This window comes from Gottfriedia acidiceleris, assembly GCF_036421055.1.
Classification (GTDB): Bacteria; Bacillota; Bacilli; order Bacillales; family Bacillaceae_G; genus Gottfriedia; species Gottfriedia acidiceleris_C.
The window spans coordinates 50,595-68,145 of record NZ_JAZGQS010000007.1 but is presented as its reverse complement, the minus strand read 5'-3'; the positions used below and the strand labels follow the sequence as shown (position 1 = coordinate 68,145).

Below are 17,551 nucleotides of genomic sequence, written 5' to 3'. Positions count from 1 at the left end.
AGAGGTGATAATGATTATCATTTATATTTAAGGGGAAAATCAACGATGAAGCAGGCTCTTATTAAAATATCTTTAACAGCTTTACTATTATTAGTTTTACCGTTTAAAACCTTTGCTGCAAGCCCTGAAGAGGATTTAACACATGCAAATTCTTTTGTAGAAAGTGCAATCCAATCTGCACAAAAAGGAGATTTTAAATCTGCTGAGCAGGAATATAAAAAATTCAACGACGAGTGGCTTGATAAAGAGGATGGAATAAAAAATAAATCGATTGATGCGTATGGCAAAATCGAGGAAGCTATGGGAATGGTTCAGTATAACCTAGCACAAAAAATAGTGAATCAAAATGCACTCGTTACTGCACTTAAAGAATTAGAAGAGGTTAATGAAAAGTTTATTTCACATCAGTTCGCTAGTTCGAAATTAGATTCAAAAAGTACAGGTAGTGTAGAAGATTTAATCGAAATATTAAACAAAGCATTATCAGACTTAAAAGATAACAATGTTTCAGGAGCAACTTCGGAGATTAATCAATTTAGAAAGTCTTGGATCAATATTGAAGGTGTTGTTTTAACACAATCTCAAACAGTTTACACTGATGCTGAACGTGATATGGTTACGTCCTATGCAATGCTTACTGCTAAAACGCCAGATGTGAGAGCAGCTACAAAAACGATTACAGATATGCGTGATTATCTTTTACCATTAGCGTCTAAAACTAGTTATACAATGTTAGATGCTATAACAATTTTACTTAGAGAAGGTTTAGAAGCATTACTAGTAGTTGTTGCGTTACTAGGATTTATTAAAAAGTCTGGACAAGAAAAGAAAAGTAAGTGGATCTGGTTTGGTGTTGGCACGGGATTAGCTGTCAGTATCATTCTAGGTGTTATTGTAAATATTTTATTCTCAGCAGGTGCTTTTGGGAGCAACAACTTCTTAATCGCAGGCTGGACTGGAGTATTTGCTGCCGTCATGCTTTTATATATGAGTTATTGGTTACATAGCAAATCCAATACAAAGCAATGGCAACATTATATAAAAACTAAGAGTGATAAAGCATTAAATACAGGTAGTCTATTATCTTTATCAATCCTAGCTTTTTTAGCGGTTTTTCGTGAAGGAACTGAAACTGTATTATTCTTTATTGGAATGGCGTCATCGATAAAATTATCGTCATTATTAATAGGAATTGGATTAGGATTCGCAATTTTAGCAATACTAAGCTTCTTAATCTTAAAGGTTGGCCTTAAAATTCCAATGAGACCGTTTTTCCTTGTTTCAAGTATTTTAATGTTCTATTTATGCTTTAAATTTGCTGGTATGGGCATTCATGGTTTACAACTTTCAGGATTACTTCCAGCTACACAAGCTCCAATTCCAACAATTGATTTCTTTGCGATCTATTCAACTTGGGAGAGCTTTATACCTCAAGTGATCTTGTTATTAATAGCTTGTATTGCTGTAATATATAATAGATTCTCAAATAAAAACACTAAAAAAAGTAGTAATAATTCAGGGGGAACGAAAAATGTTATCTAATAAAAAACTAGTTGCAGCAATGGCTTTAGGACTATCTTTAACTTTATCTGCATGTGGAACGAATACAGACAATGCAATTAAAACTGGTTCTGATGATATGATTAAAACAATTTCAGAATTAAAAACACAAATTTCCAATAATGATGAAGCAAAGGCAAAAGATAGCGGAGAGGCCCTTGAAAAATCATGGGAAAAATTCGAAGACTCAGTAAAAGATAAAGACAAAGCACTTTATGAAAAAGTTGAAACGCCACTTCATATTATTGAAGCAGGAGTAAAAGTATCTCCATTGAATGCAGATACACTTAACCAAGCTGGTGACCAATTAGAAAGTGTATTAAAAGAAGTTAAAGATTTAAAATAATAAAAAATAAATAAATCATCGTTTTTTATAAAAGCCTACAAAGAATTTATCTTTGTGGGTTTTTTCATGGCTTTTTTCACTTCGTTTTGGGAATTTTTTCTGAACTGAACCTTTTCATAAAAGCAGGTAGACAATTATCATTTATTAACTTAAGATAAAGATATTGATAAAGATTATCATTATTGATTGTTTATAGATAATAAGTTTTGATCCGGGGGAGTCACTTATGTTACTTTCAGAATTAAAAAAAGGCGAAAAAGCAAAAATAACAGATTTATCATCACTAGCTGAGGCAGTAAAGAGACGTCTTTTAGATCTAGGGATTAGTGAAGGGTCTATGGTCTGTCTACAATGTACAATGCCATTTAAGGGACCTTGTATGATTGAAAATTGCGGACAATCGCTTGGTATTCGATTTCTAGATGCATCGGGGATAAAGGTAGAAAAAATATGTTGAATATAGCACTAATTGGAAATCCAAATACAGGGAAAACTTCTCTATTTAATAATTTAACAGGTACATACCAGTACGTAGGAAATTGGAGTGGGGTTACCGTTGAAAAAAAGGTAGGGACTATAAAAAATAAACTTGGAAATCTAATTGATTTACCAGGTATCTATTCTCTAAGCCCTCTTTCAAAAGATGAGGCCGTTGTTTCACATTTTTTTGTAAATGAAACATTTGATGGAATGATTAATATTGTTGACGCTGCTCAATTAGAGAGAAATTTAATGCTCACTCTTCAACTTCTAGAGTTTAATAAATCAATGATTATTGGTCTAAACATGGTTGATGTTGCTAAAAGGAGAGGAATTTCAGTTGATCCTTCTAGTATCTCAAAGATATTACAAGTACCAGTTATTCCAATTGATGCTAGATCGGGTAAGGGAACAAACGAGGTAAATGAATTATTAGAGACAATTCCTCAATCTGAAGTTGAGTTTGAAATTGATTATGGATTAATTATTGAAAACGGTATTAAAAATATTATGACTCTATTACCCTTAACATTATCTATTCCTAAAAGATGGACAGCAATACAAATCTTAGAGGGTAATAAAGAGGTAATAGAATTTATAGCTTCATCCTACGATTTTAGTAAAATTGATCAAGTAATTAAAACAACAGAAGAACAGTTAAACAGTGAACAAGGCGTCTCACCTTCAAAATGGATTTATTCTGTAAGAAAAGAAGTCATTTCAAATTTAATTGGTAGTTCCGTCGAGAAAGAATCTAATGAAACAGTTACATTAACTGATCGCATTGATCGATTTGTGACACACCCAATTTTGGGTATTCCTATTTTCCTAGTGACAATGTTTCTAATGTTTAAGCTTACTTTTGATTGGTTGGGGTTACCCTTATCAGACGCATTAGATGGGTTTTTATCAGGACCTGTAACAGACTGGCTAACAAACGGCTTAAATGCAATACATGCATCTAGTTTTATAAAAGCAGTTGTTCTTGATGGTATTGTTGCCGGTGTTGGTGGAGTTTTAGTCTTTGTTCCACAAATTTTTATTTTGTTTTTATTAATATCATTCCTTGAAGATTTTGGTTATATGTCTCGAGCGGCTTTAGTAATGGATCGTTCGATGGAAATGGTTGGTTTAACCGGAAAGGCATTTATTCCAATGATTATTGGATTTGGTTGTAATGTACCTGGAGTCATGGCTGCTAGAACGATTGAACAGCCTAGAGAGAGACTACTCACGATTTTGTTAACACCATTAATGTCTTGTTCGGCACGTTTACCTGTATATGCACTATTTGTAGGCGCTTTTTTTGCGAAAAATCAAGCAATCGTTGTTTTTTCACTGTATATACTTGGAATAGTAGTTGCATTAATATTAGCTAAAGTCTTTTCATCTACTATATTAAAAGGTGAGTTTTCATTATTTGTCGTAGAACTCCCACCGTACCGAATGCCACAAGGTAAAGCTTTGTTTAGAAGCACATGGGATAAAGGTAAAGGATTTATTCGAAAAGCAGGTACGTTTATTTTTGGTGGTTCAGTAGTTATATGGTTATTATCTTATATGGGACCAAGTGGTTTAGGTGTTTCGATGGATGATAGTTTTTTAGCAATGATTGGGGGAATACTTACACCAATACTTGCACCGTTAGGTTTCGGGACATGGCAAGCAGGTGCTTCTTTACTAACAGGATTTTTGGCTAAAGAGGTTGTCGTATCTGCCATGAATATTATCTATCACGTGCCAAATGCAAACTCTTTACAAGGAATACTGTCGACACAGTTTTCTGCACTTTCTGCATTTAGCTTTATGGTATTTGTCTTATTGTATGTACCATGTCTTGCAACTGTTGCGACAATTCGTAAAGAAACAGGTTCAGCTAAATGGACGTATTTCTCAGTTGGATATGCACTAGTTATTGCGTATATACTAGCGCTAATTATCTATCAAGTTGGAAGTCTATTAGGCTACTAAAGAAAGGGGTATCTACTTATGATTGTCAATATTATAATAGGAGCTCTTATTTTTGGATACGCAGGGTGGACACTTTTACGATATGTAAATAAAACGAAAAAAGGTAAATGTGGTTCTTGCTCGATCGCAAAAACTTGTAGTTCAAATTGTGATACAAATTATTCTTTAAAGTAATCTGTCTAAATACTTGAATAAAGTAGAAGGATTAATTAAGATGATAAAGTAATTAACTTTAATAATTGAATAGTACTAGGGGTGCCGTAAATGTTCGGCTGAGATTAAGACACGTAAGTCTTTGACCCTTTAACCTGATCTGGATAATGCCAGCGTAGGAAAGTGAACGGTAGAATACATATTTTGTATTCTTAACATTGATTTGTTCGAGCACAAGTCCTTATGGGATTTGTGCTTTTTTGTATTTAAAATCAAGTTTCATCTTCTATCTGTAAGATCAAAGTGTTCTATTCATGAAATAGGGGGAAGAGAATTGAAGAAAGTATTAACGATAGCAGGTTCTGATTCAAGTGGTGGCGCAGGTATTCAAGCGGATTTAAAGACGTTTTCAGCTCATCGAGTTTTTGGAATGAGTGTTATCACAGCAGTAACTGCTCAAAATACGCAAGGAGTATTTGCAGTACAAGATATGACACCAGAGATGATTGCTAGTCAGTTAGATGCAATTTTTACTGATATTGATGTCGATGCTGTAAAAATTGGAATGGTATCTCAAACTGAGACGATTAAAGTCATTGCAGAGAAACTAAAGCAATATAAACTAAAGCAAATCGTAGTGGATCCAGTTATGGTTTCAAAAAGCGGATTTGACTTATTAAGTCTGGATGCAAAGGAAGCTTTAATTCAAGAATTGATTCCATTAGCAACTGTAATTACACCAAATCTTCCTGAAGCTGAAGTGATTACTGGAAGAAAAATTACAACTATTGAAGAGATGAAAGAAGCTGCAATTCAAATCCACTCATTAGGTGCTAAGAATGTCCTTGTAAAGGGAGGGCATCTAGAAGGTGAAGCTACCGATATTTGTTTTAATGGTGAGGAGTTTACAAGCTTTAATAGCGTGAGAATTAATACGATTAATACCCACGGTACAGGTTGTACGCTATCTTCAGCTATTACATCTAATTTAGCAAATGAACTTGAATTAATTGAAGCTATTAGAGAGGCGAAAAACTACATAACATTAGCAATTAAACATTCCTTTTCAATTGGAAAAGGGGTGGGTCCTGTTCATCACTTTTACTCATTATATGAAAAGGCAGGAGCGCAACATGTCTAATCAAAATGGAAAAATGACAAAGTGGAACTTTACAACACTTTGGTTTGGTGCGGCAGTTTCAGTAGCAGAAATTATGACTGGTGCCCTAGTAGCACCACTAGGTTTTACGAAAGGTTTGACAGCCATTTTAGTAGGGCATTTACTTGGAACACTATTGCTTATTTTAGGTGGAGTCATTGGTTCTCAGCAAAGATTGTCAGCTATGGAATCTACCAAAATTTCATTTGGTAGCTATGGTAGCTATTTGTTTTCAATTTTAAATGTTCTACAGCTACTAGGCTGGACAGCAATTATGATTTTAACAGGAGCTCGCTCAATTAATTTAGTTACAATAAAAGATTATCGATTTGACCACCTATGGGTTTGGTGTTTAGTAATTGGAGTGCTAATAGCAATCTGGTTGTACTTTGGACAAAATGCTTCAAAAAAACTAAATAGTTTAGCTGTTTGTTTATTATTTGCTTTAACAATAGTGCTTTGTTTTGTCATTTTTAAAAGTGATAATATCCTAACTCAACCAAGCACTTCTGGATTATCTTTTGGTCAAGCTGTTGAGTTATCAGTGATTATGCCACTATCTTGGATTCCATTAATTAGTGATTATACTCGTTTCGCGAAGACAACAAAGGATGGAGCAATTGGTAGTTTTATAGGTTATATGTTTGGTAGCTCTTGGATGTATATTATTGGACTAGGCGCAGCATTAGCATTTAATCAAGTAGACCCGGTTGCTGTTTTAATGAGTGCAAATCTAGGATTATTTGCAGTTGGTATCGTCGTGTTAGCAACTGTTACAACAACTTTTATGGATGCTTACTCTGCCGGAATTTCACTTACAACCATTTTTCCAAAGCTAAATGGAAAACATATAGCCCTTATCGTTACAGCCAGTGGAACATTATTGGCCGTTATTTTCCCTATAGAAAAGTATGAAGGATTTTTATATACTATTGGTTCTTTTTTTGCACCGTTATATGCAATTTTATTAACGGACTATTTTATTCTAAAAAGGACCAGTATAAGGAAAACGTTGAAGATTGAGGGGATCGCGTTTATTATATGGATTTTAGGAGTTTTTATTTATCGTAAGTTTGTACAATTAGATTTCTTCCTTGGAGCAACTGTTCCAAGTATGATTTTAATTTGTTTCATTTATATTTTTGTTCAATTTGTTATTAATAAGCTTGTTCGAAAGCAAATCGGGGGAGAAAAAAATGTTAACTATGAATGAAATGAGTCAAATTCTTGAAAGTGTAAAAGAGAAAAAGCCTTTAATTCATCACATTACAAATTATGTAACTGTAAATGACTGTGCAAACATGGTGTTAGCTCTAGGTGGATCACCTGTTATGGCAGATGACTTAGCAGAAGTAGAAGAAATGGTATCTTTTGCTTCAGCTCTTGTTATTAATATTGGAACATTAAATGAAAGAACAATTCAATCAATGATTAAAGCTGGTAAAAAAGCTAATCAATTAGGCGTACCAGTAATATTAGATCCTGTTGGTGTAGGAGCAACCACTCTACGTACAGAAACGACTGCTAAATTATTGAAGGAAGTACGTTTTGCGGTAGTTCGTGGAAATATGTCAGAAATTAAAATCATTGCTGGTTTAAATGTTCACATTAAAGGTGTTGATTCTGTAGCCGATGGAAAAGACGGTGTTGAAATTGCGAAATCTCTTTCAGCAAAATTAGGATCAGTAGTTGCAATCACAGGTGTGGTAGATATTATTGCAGAACAAGATCGAGTTTGTATCATTTCAAATGGAGATAAAATGCTAGCTGATGTAACTGGAACTGGATGTATGAGCACATCATTAATTGGAACTTATGCTGGAGCAACGACTGATTATTTCCTTGCTGCTGTTTCCGGTATTACTACAATGGGTCTATGTGGTGAGCTTGCTAAGGCTCGCCTAACTGAAGGACAAGGAATCGGTACATTTAAAGTAAACTTATTTGATGAGGTATCTAAAGCCTCTGTTGATACACTTCTAACAGGAGGAAAAATCGAATGGTTATAACAAAAAGTAAAATAGATTATAAGCTTTATTTAGTAACGGATCGAGATATACTAGGATCAAGGGATTTAGTTCAATCTGTTGAGGAAGCAATTAAAGGTGGAACAACAATCGTACAAATAAGAGAAAAGATTTGTAGTAGTCTAGATTTTTACGAAATTGCTATGAAAGTAAAACAAGTAACTTCAAAATATAATGTACCATTGATTATTAATGACCGTTTAGATATCGCATTAGCAATTAAGGCGGATGGCTTACACATCGGACAAGAAGACTTACCTTTAAGTGTAGCTAGAAAGATTGTTGGGGAAGACATGATCATTGGCGTTTCTGCATCAACATTAGAAGAAGCAATGATTGCACAGGAACACGGTGCGGATTATGTTGGAATTGGCTCGGTATATCCAACGAGTACAAAACTAGATGCAAAATATTTATCACGAGATGAGTTACGAAGAATACGTGAGGCATTAAACATTCCAATCGTAGGAATCGGCGGCATTAATGAAAAAAATGTTTCAGAATTAATGGAAACAAATATTGATGGCGTTGCAATTGTTTCTGCGATATTAGGGAAAGAAGATATTAAATCGGCTGCTGAGCATTTGAGTAGGTTGATTAAACAATAATAAATTAGTGTGGGTGTCTATTACATCGGTATTTGATGGGTAGGCACCTTTTTCGCTATAAATGACTATCCCCTAAACTCTCCTTAATCTAATGTAATTAATCATTCTGTTTATGTTCATTTGAATAGCATTTGTAAGAATTTATACAAAAAATTTCATTCATTAATGTTAAAACATACCGAAATAAAAGTAAAAGGAGGAGGTAGATTTTAAATGAAACTTTTTAAGAAAAATACACTTAAATTAATATTAGTAGAAAAATACAAATACACGTACAAACCTTTACTTAGATCGAAAAAGACATTATATAGTAGTGCAAATGATAGTGACGGTACATATAAATGGTTTTTTAGGTACCCTCGTATATAATCTATTCTTTTCTGGTACTTAAATTAAGAAAAGAAGAAATGGGGAAATTTTTGAGAAAAAAACTTTGTTTATTGGTACTAATCATTACATTCATTTGGTTAATCTATACATGTAACGTACAAAAAAAAGAATACTCTAAGCATTTCACATTTTCTATTATTACTAAATTAGAAGGGTTGAATAATAAGGAAAAAAATTATTTATTCTTTAATAAAAATGAGACAACTAAAAGGTTAACTCTGTATTTTTACGATATCTATAATAAAGAACCTATTACAAACGTTAGTTTATATCATGATAATGTATTAGTTAGTAATAAAACAAAAGTAATTGATACATCAATTCATGACAATGGTATATTTACTTTTGAAATGTGTGAGTATGCTCCTTTCTTTAATAGTATTGAATTAAGTAATCATAATGGTAGACTGCTAAAATTAAGAACCGGCGATTACCACTTTGAATTAATCAATCTTGCTAATAATATAGACAATGATTATCGTTGGTACTTGGATCGTTATAGCACAGCAGAAGGTAATTTTAAATTTGAAATAGATGCTAATTTTAGTAGGAAAAATTCTCAAGAAACAAAATTTGAGATAAACTCTGCTTATAAAATGTCAAACGATTTAAAAGTTGTAGAAGTACCTATATTTAATGAAAAGGGTAATACTTTATCCTTTAAATACTCAGCTTCAAGTTCTACAAAAGAGGCTGGTTCCTATGAGGTTTTAGTAATTCAGAAGAATAATAGTGGACAAAAGTATATAATGAGTTCTGTTATTGTTCCAATAAAAGAATAATTTTTAATTAGCGGACGTAAAGGCAAGATATAGAAAGAGATTAAAGGGATGCCACTTTTCTATTATATAAAAACTATTACTAATTGAAGCTATTAATTTAAACTGAATCATTTGTGTAATTGTTCACAAATGATTCAGTTTTACCTCGCTCGCATAGCTCTACTTTCAGGTAAAATCTTCCTTAATAATGAATTAATAGAAAGGAAGAATAATAATGAAAAAGCTATTAGCCGAAGAAAAGATTGTAATAGGGTTTATTTTGTGCATTGTATGTTTAGGAATACTATTACCTAAAGGAAAAGCAAGTTCTTTTCAATTTAAACCTGGAGATATTCTTATTACAAAGAGTACAGCTCCTGGAGTAAGCGGAAAGGGATTTGTAGGTCATGCGGGGATTGTAATTGATTCGAAAACTGTGTTACATATAGCCGGTCTAGGCAAGAAGCCATCTGAGATATCAATAACGAAATGGCTGAGTAAATCTAAGAATCCAAGTACAAAAGTAATTAGGGCTAGTAATCAGGCCCTTGGAGCAAGGGCAGCACAAAAAGCTAAAGCCAATTTTAAAAATAAAAATATATCTTATGATTTAAAATTTACTCCAGATCCTACAAATATTAAAAAGACCTACTGTAGTGAATTAGTATGGTACTCCTATTACAAAGCAGGTAAGGAATTTAAAAAATCTAGTACCTTATCCATGGGGGGAGGAGTTTTTAAAACAACTTGGCAACGCCCCTCGATTATTAAGCCATATGATTACTTAAATAGTTCAGCTTTATCTTATAACGGTTTTAAAATAGTAAAATCGTTTAATTGGTAAGATAAAAGAAGAGGTGCTAATACCTCTTCTTTTAAGGCTTTCTTCCTTTTAATTTTTTATACTCCTTAGAGCTATATTCCACTCCATGTAAAACAAAATAATCTAACTTGATTTTATTATTTTTGTGATCTTTATAGTAATAATATGTTCCCTCTTCTCCATGTATTTCAATACAAACAAACCACTTCTTTTCACCCTTTACTTTTATCCAATCATATACTGGTTTACTGACTTCAATATCTTTTTTATTTATTCCTTTTTCATTAACGAGATAATCTTCCACAGCTTCTTTCGTTGAATCTAATTTAATACGAATGTAACTATAAGAGCCGATCATTAAAAATACTAAAACTCCAAATATAACTATTAGCTTCTTTATCATAGATCAATCTCCTTAAAATTAATAACTTAATAGTAAAGTATTAATTTAAAATTGAAATAAGGTTTGAATATTTTTCACAAATTATCCTTATTTATAAAATTTTTATAAAGTATTTAATGTCACAAAGTTTGATTTTCAAAAAGTAGATAATTGTAACTAATAAGTCCATCTTATTAAAACCCATAAAAAATTGTTATTTTTCGGTACTTTATTCATACATTTAAAATAGTAGTAATGAGTACAAGTGAGGTGGAGATTGAGAAAGCTGTTGTTGTGATCGAGTTCGGAAAACCAGAAGTGTACAACAAGAAAAGAAAGACCAGACTCATTGAAGGAAACGGCAAAACAAGTATTTTAATATATAAATGAAGGACTTTTAAATAGAAAGATAGGACAATATTTTACATTAGAAGATATAGTTAGTGCCCATCGATTAATCGAAAGCAGACAAAGTACTGGTAAAATTTTATTAAACATCAATAATTAATTAAGAAGGTCATATCTCTGTACTTAGGGGTATGTCTTTTTTGTATTTTGAATAAGGTCAGTAGTTCAGACAACATTCTAAGATCCTCCCGCTTTTCCTAACATTTCCTTTCTTGTCTCAATTTGTCGAACATAGATTAAAGGAAAATGGTAGAAAATATCGAATATTATCAATTGTAAGACTAAAACATTTATTTCTTATAAATGAAATATATGACTCCACTGCTATTTGCTGCAGTTGGAGACATTCTTACGTTTTTTAAAACGTACCTAAATATTAAAAGGAGAGTGACAACACATGGATTTTTTATTATCTAAAGAACAGCAAATGATTCAAGAAATGGTACGAGATTTCGCAGCGAAGGAAATTGAGCCTTTTGCAGAGGAACTTGATCGTGATAGCAAATTCCCGATTGAAACGTTCAAAAAAATGGGTGAATTAGGTTTATTAGGAATTCCGTTCCCTGAAGAGTATGGCGGTAGCGGTGGCGATACAATTAGTTATGCGTTAGCTGTAGAGGAAATAGGACGTGCATGTGGAGGAACAGGTTTAAGTTTTGCAGCAACATGTTCATTAGGTGCTTCTCCAATTTACTATTTTGGTACAGAGGAACAAAAGCAAAAATACTTAGTTCCAATGGCGCAAGGAAAAACGCTTGGAGCTTTCGGTTTAACTGAGCCAAATGCGGGTTCTGATGCTGGTGGAACACAAACAAAAGCAGTTTTAGACGGTGATGAGTATGTGATTACTGGTGAAAAATGCTGGATTACAAATGCTCAATATTCTAACACAATTATCGTAACTGCTTATACTTCTATTGATGAAAAAGGAAAGAAAAATATTTGTGCGTTTATCGTACCAACTGACTCAGAAGGATTAACAATTACAGATCCTTATGACAAGATGGGTGTCCGTGCTTCTAATACGACTCAAATTGTATTAGATGGCGTACGTGTTCCAAAAGAAAATATTCTGGGCAATCCTGAAAAAGGTTTTGGCCAATTCTTATATACATTAGATGGTGGTAGAATTTCAATTGCAGCACTAGCTGTAGGTATTGCACAGAAGGCTTTTGATAAAGCATTAGTGTATGCAAAAGAACGTAAACAATTTAAACAACCTTTATCTAGTTTCCAAGCTATTCAATTTAAATTAGCTGATATGGCAATGGGAATTGAGTTAGCGAGAAATATGGTGCATAAAGCTGCATGGTTAAAAGACAATGGAAAACCGTTTACAAAAGAAGCGGCATTCGCTAAGTTATACGCATCTGAAATCGCTTCCAAAATTGCGAATGAATCATTACAAATTCATGGTGGATATGGCTACATGAAAGAATATGGCATTGAACGTTTAGTGCGTGATGCTAAGTTACTTGAAATTGGTGAAGGTACATCAGAAATTCAACGTATGGTAATTGCACGTCAATTAGGATGCCGATAAGGAGAGAGAATATGATCAAAATACTTATTGCAAACCGCGGGGAAATCGCATGTAGAATTATCGAAACATGTAAAAAGCTTCGTTATCAAACTGTGGCAGTTTATTCAGATGCTGATAAAGAAAGTTTGCATGTTAAGTTAAGTGATGAAGCTTTTTCTTTAAAAGGGAATCATACAAAAGATACATATTTAAACGCAGATTTAATTATAAAAATTGCAAAAGAAAATAATGTAACAGCAATTCATCCTGGATATGGTTTCTTATCAGAAAATAGCGATTTCGCTAGAAAATGTAAAGAAGCGGGCATTTTATTTGTTGGTCCAAAGCCAGAGCATTTAGAGATGATGGGCGAAAAAATTAGAGCTAGACAAATAATGGAGCAATTAAACATTCCGTTAATTAAAGGAAATTCTCACCCAATTCAATCGGTTGAAGAAGCGAGGGAAATAGCAGAACAAATTGGCTATCCTGTTATGTTAAAAGCTTCTAGTGGTGGCGGCGGTATTGGTATGAAGCTAATTGAAAACGAAGCACAGCTAGAAAAAGAATTTTTAACAACACAAACAAGAGCGCTTCAATTTTTTGCGAATGATGATGTATTCATCGAAAAAGCGATTATTAAACCGAGACATATTGAAGCACAAATTGCTGCTGATACTCATGGTAACGCTGTTTTCTTATTTGAAAGAGATTGTTCAATTCAAAGAAGAAATCAAAAAGTTGTTGAGGAAGCACCATCACCGTTCCTTTCTCCACAAGGTAGAAAGAAACTTGAAGAATATGCCCTTACGATTGCTAACCAAATGAAATATGTAAACGTGGGGACAATTGAATTTTTAGTTGATGAAAAAGAAAATATTTATTTCTTAGAAATGAATACTAGATTACAAGTCGAGCACGGTGTAACGGAAGGAATTACAGGAATTGATCTAGTTGAATGGCAATTCCGTATAACATTTGGTGAAACACTTCCAATTCGTCCAACTCATATAGAAATGAATGGTCACTCTATCGAAGTAAGGGTATATGCTGAGGATCCTAAAACTTTCTTCCCATCGCCTGGAACAGTTCAACATTGCAACTTTCCTGAAGAGACTGGTGTACGTATTGATACGCATCTGTATGATGGATGGGTTGTATCACCGTTTTATGATCCACTATTAGCGAAAGTGATTGTTACGGCTAATACTAGAAAAGAAGCAGTAATTCAACTGCACAATTATCTTAAAAAGGTAGAAATTGAAGGTATTAAAACAAATGTGCCGTTTTTGATTGATATTCTTTCAACGAATGCATTCCAAGAAGGAGATTATACAACAAACTTTATTAGTGAATATCAAAAAGTGAAATGAGGTAATTAAATATGGAAAACTTAACTGCAATGATGGCTGGAAGCGTATGGAAATGTCTTGTATCTGTAGGGGATGAAATTAGTAGTGATCAAGATTATGTAATCTTAGAATCTATGAAAATGGAAATTCCGCATGCAGCTCCTTATAAATGTAAAGTCGTAAATGTATTCGTTAACGAAGGTGATTTTGTAAACGAAGGCGACTCTTTAATTCAAGTTGAAAAACTAGGTTAGGAGTTATTAGTGATGAAGCTACCTCAATCGGCTTTTATAAGAGAAGTAGGTCCACGTGATGGTTTGCAAAATGAAAAACAGTTTGTTTCCACTGAAAAAAAGCTTGAGTGGATCAATTTATTGGTAGAGAGTGGTTTGTCTTATATTGAAGTTTCTTCGTTTGTGAGACCAGACTGGATTCCTCAATTAAGTGACTCGGTAGATCTGTTTACGAAACTTAAGAAAAAAGATGGGGTTACTTATGCAGCTCTTGTTCCTAATAAAAAAGGGTTAATGAGTGCATTTGAAGTAGATGCAGATGAAATTAATTTCTTTGTTTCTGCGAGCGAAACACATAATTTAAAAAATAAGAACGCGAGTATCGAGCATTCAATGAGCGATATTCGCTCAATGATTACAGAATGTAAAAATAATAAAAAGACCACTAGAGCATATATTTCAACTGTATTTGGTTGCCCATATGAGGGTGCTGTAGACCAAATGAAAGTAATCAGTCTGGCAAATCAGCTACTTGATTGTGGAGTAGATGAAATTTCCTTAGGTGACACAATTGGAATTGCTAATCCGCTTCAGGTAAATCAATTTTTAGAAAATCTAGTTAAAGAAGTACCAGTTAATCGAATTGCAATGCATTTCCATGATACATATGGTCGTGCTGTTGCAAACCTATATACTTCTTTACTATATGGAATTGAAAAGTTTGATTCATCAAATGGTGGACTAGGTGGTTGTCCATATGCACCAGGAGCTAGTGGAAATGTAGCTACTGAAGATGTAGTTTCCCTACTTCATAATTTAGGTATTACAACTCATGTGGATGAAAAGAAACTTCAAAAAGCTACTTCATATATCTCTGAACAAATGAACTTAACACCAGTTAGTAAGCTATTTTCCGTATGGAATGGTTCAAAGGAGAGTATTTAAATGGAATCAAGTTTATTAGTAAGTGATATCGGTCATATTAGAATTCTTACATTAAATCGTACAAATGCAGCTAATTCATTATCACGTGAGTTACTAGATGCTCTTCATAGCCAAATGGATGAGTTAAAGAAATCATCTGTACGTGTTGTCATATTTACTGGTAGTGGATCTTCTTATTTCTGTAGTGGTGCTGATTTAAAAGAAAGAAGAGGCATGACTGAGAGTCAGGCTCGAGAAACTGTTGAAAAAATCGGGACACTTTTTGAAAAAGTTGAAAGATTACCTATGCCAACAATAGCAGCAATCAATGGAGTTGCTCTAGGTGGAGGACTTGAACTTGCTTTAGCATGTGATTTAAGAATTGCTCATAAAGAAGCAATTGTTGGTTTACCAGAAACATCTTTAGCGATTATTCCAGGTGCTGGTGGTACACAAAGACTTCCACGTCTAATTGGACTTGGAAGAGCAAAGGAACTAATCTTTACTGGCAAACGTTTAAATGCACATGAGGCTGAAGGTTACGGCATTCTAGAACACGTTGTTGAAATAGATGAATTACAAAATAAGGCGCTTGAAATATGCGAAACCATTGCAAGTAAAGGTCCTCTTGCAATCCGTGCAGCAAAAAAGGCAATTCAACGTGGTTTCGATCTTCCTTTAGATTTAGGGCTAAGATTAGAAACTTATGAATATGAAACTTTACTGCATACAAGCGACCGTATGGAAGGTTTAGTAGCATTTCAAGAAAAGCGTAAGCCGCAATATAAAGGAGAGTAATTGCATGTCAAACGAAGCAACATATCAAGCTCGAAAAGAACAAATACTTTCTGGTGGGAAAGAAAAATATCATGAGAGTAATGCCAAAATTGGGAAGCTCTTTGCAAGAGAAAGAATTAATCAACTTTTAGATAAAGATAGTTTTGTAGAAGATGGTTTCTTTGCGAACTGTATGAATGACGAATTTCCGGCAGATGGCATCGTAACAGGAATTGGTAAAATTGATGGACGTACTGTTTGTGTAATGGCGAATGATTCAACTGTAAAAGCAGGTTCTTGGGGCGAAAAAACAGTAGAAAAGATCATCCGTATTCAAGAAACTTGTTTAAAAATGCTAGTACCTCTAATTTATTTAGTTGACTCAGCAGGAGCTCGTATTACGGATCAAGTATTCATGTTCCCAGGTCGACGTGGTGCTGGGCGTATATTCCACAACCAAATTAAGCTATCAGGTCAAGTACCTCAAATTTGCTTATTATTTGGACCTTCTGCTGCAGGGGGAGCTTATATTCCTGCATTCTGTGATTCTGTATTTATGATTGAAGGTAATTCTTCAATGTACTTAGGTTCACCTCGTATGGCTGAAATGGTAATTGGTGAAAAAGTTACACTCGAAGAAATGGGTGGAGCTAGAATGCACTGTTCAGTTTCAGGTTGCGGAGATGTATTGTGTGAGTCAGAAGAGGAAGCAATTGCTAAGTTAAAAGATTATTTATCTTATTTACCAACTAATTTCAAGCAAGCGGCTCCTGTTGTTGAGGCAAAAAATCCTGTTCAAAAGGAAAAGTCTTTAGCAGAAATTATTCCGAGCAATCAAAACGTACCATTTTCTATTTATGAATTTATTGACCGAGTAGTCGATGAAGATTCATTCTTTGAAATTAAAAAGCTATTTGCACCTGAACTAGTGACTGGTTTTGCTAGATTAGATGGACGTAGTGTAGGAATTATCGCTAATCAACCTAGAGTTAAAGGTGGCGTATTATTCCATGATTCAGCGGATAAAGCAGCTAAATTTATTAATTTATGTGATGCTTACCATATTCCTTTATTATTCTTAATGGACGTACCTGGTTTCATGATTGGTACAAAAGTAGAGCGTGCAGGAATTATCCGCCATGGTGCAAAAATGCTTTATAGCATGAGTAATGCATCTGTTCCAAAAATCTCAGTTATCGTTCGCAAAGCATACGGTGCTGGACTTTACGCTATGGCAGGCCCTGCTTTTGAAACAGACTGTGTCATTGCATTCCCATCAGCTCAAATCGCTGTAATGGGTCCTGAAGCAGCAGTAAACGCAGTGTATGCAAAGAAAATTGCAAGCTTACCAAAAGAAGAACAAGCAGCCTTTATTCAAGAAAAACGTAAAGAGTACGCTGAAGATATCGATATTTACCGTTTAGCATCTGAGCTAGTAGTAGATGTAGTCATTCAACCAGAAGAGCTACGTACAGAACTAATTAAACGATTTGCATATTACTCAGAATCATATGAAACTCCTGCTACAAAAAAGCATGGTGTTTATCCGGTATAAATAGATTATACAGCCCTAGATATAGGGCTGTTTTTTGTATGGCCTCGTATTAGTTCAAAGTCTAAAAGAAGAATAATTAAATTAAACAAACGTTTGATTGATTATTTCCTTGTAGATTAA

General features: G+C 33.7%; 19 protein-coding genes and 1 riboswitch. Of the genes, 18 read left to right on the top strand and 1 reads right to left on the bottom strand.

The window, feature by feature from the left end:
* The first annotated feature begins 45 nt into the window (after positions 1–45).
* The 11 genes from RAH41_RS12305 to RAH41_RS12255 all read left to right on the top strand — a co-directional run bounded on the left by RAH41_RS12305 (position 46) and on the right by RAH41_RS12255 (position 10,299).
* Positions 46–1,542, top strand: coding sequence for an FTR1 family protein (locus tag RAH41_RS12305; RefSeq protein ID WP_331222769.1), 1,497 nt, complete (start codon positions 46–48; stop codon positions 1,540–1,542).
* Positions 1,532–1,906, top strand: coding sequence for a hypothetical protein (locus tag RAH41_RS12300; protein ID WP_331222768.1), 375 nt, complete (start codon positions 1,532–1,534; stop codon positions 1,904–1,906). Before RAH41_RS12305 ends, RAH41_RS12300 begins: the two co-directional genes overlap by 11 nt.
* Positions 1,907–2,132: 226 nt before the next feature.
* Positions 2,133–2,363 carry a FeoA family protein gene (locus tag RAH41_RS12295; protein WP_088012408.1) on the top strand — a complete coding sequence of 77 codons (231 nt, stop codon included), beginning with the start codon at positions 2,133–2,135 and terminating at the stop codon, positions 2,361–2,363.
* The gene (gene feoB, locus RAH41_RS12290) at positions 2,357–4,357 is read left to right on the top strand and encodes a ferrous iron transport protein B (protein ID WP_331222767.1); all 2,001 of its coding nucleotides are present in this window, start codon (positions 2,357–2,359) and stop codon (positions 4,355–4,357) included. Before RAH41_RS12295 ends, feoB begins: the two co-directional genes overlap by 7 nt.
* Before the next feature lie 18 nt (positions 4,358–4,375).
* Positions 4,376–4,531 (top strand): FeoB-associated Cys-rich membrane protein, encoded by a 156-nt coding sequence (locus RAH41_RS12285; RefSeq protein ID WP_331222766.1) that lies wholly within the window; start codon positions 4,376–4,378, stop codon positions 4,529–4,531.
* A 67-nt stretch (positions 4,532–4,598) separates the two neighbouring features.
* Positions 4,599–4,709, top strand: a riboswitch (TPP riboswitch).
* Positions 4,710–4,844: 135 nt separating this feature from the next.
* On the top strand, positions 4,845–5,651 hold the full coding sequence (gene thiD, locus RAH41_RS12280; protein ID WP_331222765.1) for a bifunctional hydroxymethylpyrimidine kinase/phosphomethylpyrimidine kinase: 807 nt from the start codon (positions 4,845–4,847) through the stop codon (positions 5,649–5,651).
* Positions 5,644–6,882, top strand: a complete 1,239-nt coding sequence (gene cytX / locus RAH41_RS12275) for a putative hydroxymethylpyrimidine transporter CytX (RefSeq protein ID WP_331222764.1) — start codon at positions 5,644–5,646, stop codon at positions 6,880–6,882. The genes thiD and cytX overlap by 8 nt, the downstream gene beginning before the upstream one ends.
* Complete coding sequence (gene thiM, locus RAH41_RS12270) at positions 6,866–7,678, top strand: hydroxyethylthiazole kinase (protein WP_331222763.1); 813 nt, start codon at positions 6,866–6,868, stop codon at positions 7,676–7,678. The genes cytX and thiM overlap by 17 nt, the downstream gene beginning before the upstream one ends.
* Entirely contained in the window at positions 7,669–8,304 is a 636-nt protein-coding gene (gene thiE / locus RAH41_RS12265; RefSeq protein ID WP_331222762.1) for a thiamine phosphate synthase, read from the top strand. The genes thiM and thiE overlap by 10 nt, the downstream gene beginning before the upstream one ends.
* Before the next feature lie 419 nt (positions 8,305–8,723).
* A complete protein-coding gene (locus RAH41_RS12260; protein WP_331222761.1) occupies positions 8,724–9,476 on the top strand; it encodes a hypothetical protein in 753 nt (250 codons plus the stop codon).
* 214 nt (positions 9,477–9,690) lie between these two features.
* The gene (locus tag RAH41_RS12255) at positions 9,691–10,299 is read left to right on the top strand and encodes a YiiX/YebB-like N1pC/P60 family cysteine hydrolase (protein WP_331222760.1); all 609 of its coding nucleotides are present in this window, start codon (positions 9,691–9,693) and stop codon (positions 10,297–10,299) included.
* A gap of 31 nt (positions 10,300–10,330) precedes the next feature.
* Here RAH41_RS12255 and RAH41_RS12250 read toward each other — a convergent pair whose 3' ends face one another.
* A complete protein-coding gene (locus RAH41_RS12250) occupies positions 10,331–10,681 on the bottom strand; it encodes a hypothetical protein (RefSeq protein WP_331222759.1) in 351 nt (116 codons plus the stop codon).
* Between the two features lie 361 nt (positions 10,682–11,042).
* On the opposite strand from RAH41_RS12250, the gene RAH41_RS22625 reads away from it, so the two are divergent.
* The 7 genes from RAH41_RS22625 (at position 11,043) to RAH41_RS12220 (ending at position 17,431) form a co-directional block, all read left to right on the top strand.
* Positions 11,043–11,168 carry a zinc-binding dehydrogenase gene (locus tag RAH41_RS22625; protein ID WP_419471601.1) on the top strand — a complete coding sequence of 42 codons (126 nt, stop codon included), beginning with the start codon at positions 11,043–11,045 and terminating at the stop codon, positions 11,166–11,168.
* Positions 11,169–11,465: 297 nt separating this feature from the next.
* Positions 11,466–12,611, top strand: coding sequence for an acyl-CoA dehydrogenase family protein (locus tag RAH41_RS12245; protein ID WP_331222758.1), 1,146 nt, complete (start codon positions 11,466–11,468; stop codon positions 12,609–12,611).
* 11 nt (positions 12,612–12,622) lie between these two features.
* Entirely contained in the window at positions 12,623–13,963 is a 1,341-nt protein-coding gene (locus tag RAH41_RS12240) for an acetyl-CoA carboxylase biotin carboxylase subunit (RefSeq protein ID WP_331222757.1), read from the top strand.
* An 11-nt stretch (positions 13,964–13,974) separates the two neighbouring features.
* The gene (locus tag RAH41_RS12235; protein WP_025568303.1) at positions 13,975–14,196 is read left to right on the top strand and encodes an acetyl-CoA carboxylase biotin carboxyl carrier protein subunit; all 222 of its coding nucleotides are present in this window, start codon (positions 13,975–13,977) and stop codon (positions 14,194–14,196) included.
* A gap of 12 nt (positions 14,197–14,208) precedes the next feature.
* Positions 14,209–15,120 carry a hydroxymethylglutaryl-CoA lyase gene (locus RAH41_RS12230; RefSeq protein ID WP_331222756.1) on the top strand — a complete coding sequence of 304 codons (912 nt, stop codon included), beginning with the start codon at positions 14,209–14,211 and terminating at the stop codon, positions 15,118–15,120.
* Positions 15,121–15,897 carry an enoyl-CoA hydratase-related protein gene (locus tag RAH41_RS12225; RefSeq protein ID WP_331222755.1) on the top strand — a complete coding sequence of 259 codons (777 nt, stop codon included), beginning with the start codon at positions 15,121–15,123 and terminating at the stop codon, positions 15,895–15,897.
* A gap of 4 nt (positions 15,898–15,901) precedes the next feature.
* On the top strand, positions 15,902–17,431 hold the full coding sequence (locus RAH41_RS12220; protein WP_331222754.1) for an acyl-CoA carboxylase subunit beta: 1,530 nt from the start codon (positions 15,902–15,904) through the stop codon (positions 17,429–17,431).
* The last annotated feature ends 120 nt before the right edge of the window (positions 17,432–17,551 follow it).

Coding starts and splice junctions, on each gene's coding strand:
- RAH41_RS12305 (WP_331222769.1), top strand. CDS start 46: ATGAAGCAGGCTCTTATTAAAATATCTTTAACAGCTTTACTATTATTA.
- RAH41_RS12300 (WP_331222768.1), top strand. CDS start 1,532: ATGTTATCTAATAAAAAACTAGTTGCAGCAATGGCTTTAGGACTATCT.
- RAH41_RS12295 (WP_088012408.1), top strand. CDS start 2,133: ATGTTACTTTCAGAATTAAAAAAAGGCGAAAAAGCAAAAATAACAGAT.
- feoB (WP_331222767.1), top strand. CDS start 2,357: ATGTTGAATATAGCACTAATTGGAAATCCAAATACAGGGAAAACTTCT.
- RAH41_RS12285 (WP_331222766.1), top strand. CDS start 4,376: ATGATTGTCAATATTATAATAGGAGCTCTTATTTTTGGATACGCAGGG.
- cytX (WP_331222764.1), top strand. CDS start 5,644: ATGTCTAATCAAAATGGAAAAATGACAAAGTGGAACTTTACAACACTT.
- thiM (WP_331222763.1), top strand. CDS start 6,866: ATGTTAACTATGAATGAAATGAGTCAAATTCTTGAAAGTGTAAAAGAG.
- thiE (WP_331222762.1), top strand. CDS start 7,669: ATGGTTATAACAAAAAGTAAAATAGATTATAAGCTTTATTTAGTAACG.
- RAH41_RS12255 (WP_331222760.1), top strand. CDS start 9,691: ATGAAAAAGCTATTAGCCGAAGAAAAGATTGTAATAGGGTTTATTTTG.
- RAH41_RS12250 (WP_331222759.1), bottom strand. CDS start 10,681: ATGATAAAGAAGCTAATAGTTATATTTGGAGTTTTAGTATTTTTAATG.
- RAH41_RS12245 (WP_331222758.1), top strand. CDS start 11,466: ATGGATTTTTTATTATCTAAAGAACAGCAAATGATTCAAGAAATGGTA.
- RAH41_RS12240 (WP_331222757.1), top strand. CDS start 12,623: ATGATCAAAATACTTATTGCAAACCGCGGGGAAATCGCATGTAGAATT.
- RAH41_RS12235 (WP_025568303.1), top strand. CDS start 13,975: ATGGAAAACTTAACTGCAATGATGGCTGGAAGCGTATGGAAATGTCTT.
- RAH41_RS12230 (WP_331222756.1), top strand. CDS start 14,209: ATGAAGCTACCTCAATCGGCTTTTATAAGAGAAGTAGGTCCACGTGAT.
- RAH41_RS12225 (WP_331222755.1), top strand. CDS start 15,121: ATGGAATCAAGTTTATTAGTAAGTGATATCGGTCATATTAGAATTCTT.
- RAH41_RS12220 (WP_331222754.1), top strand. CDS start 15,902: ATGTCAAACGAAGCAACATATCAAGCTCGAAAAGAACAAATACTTTCT.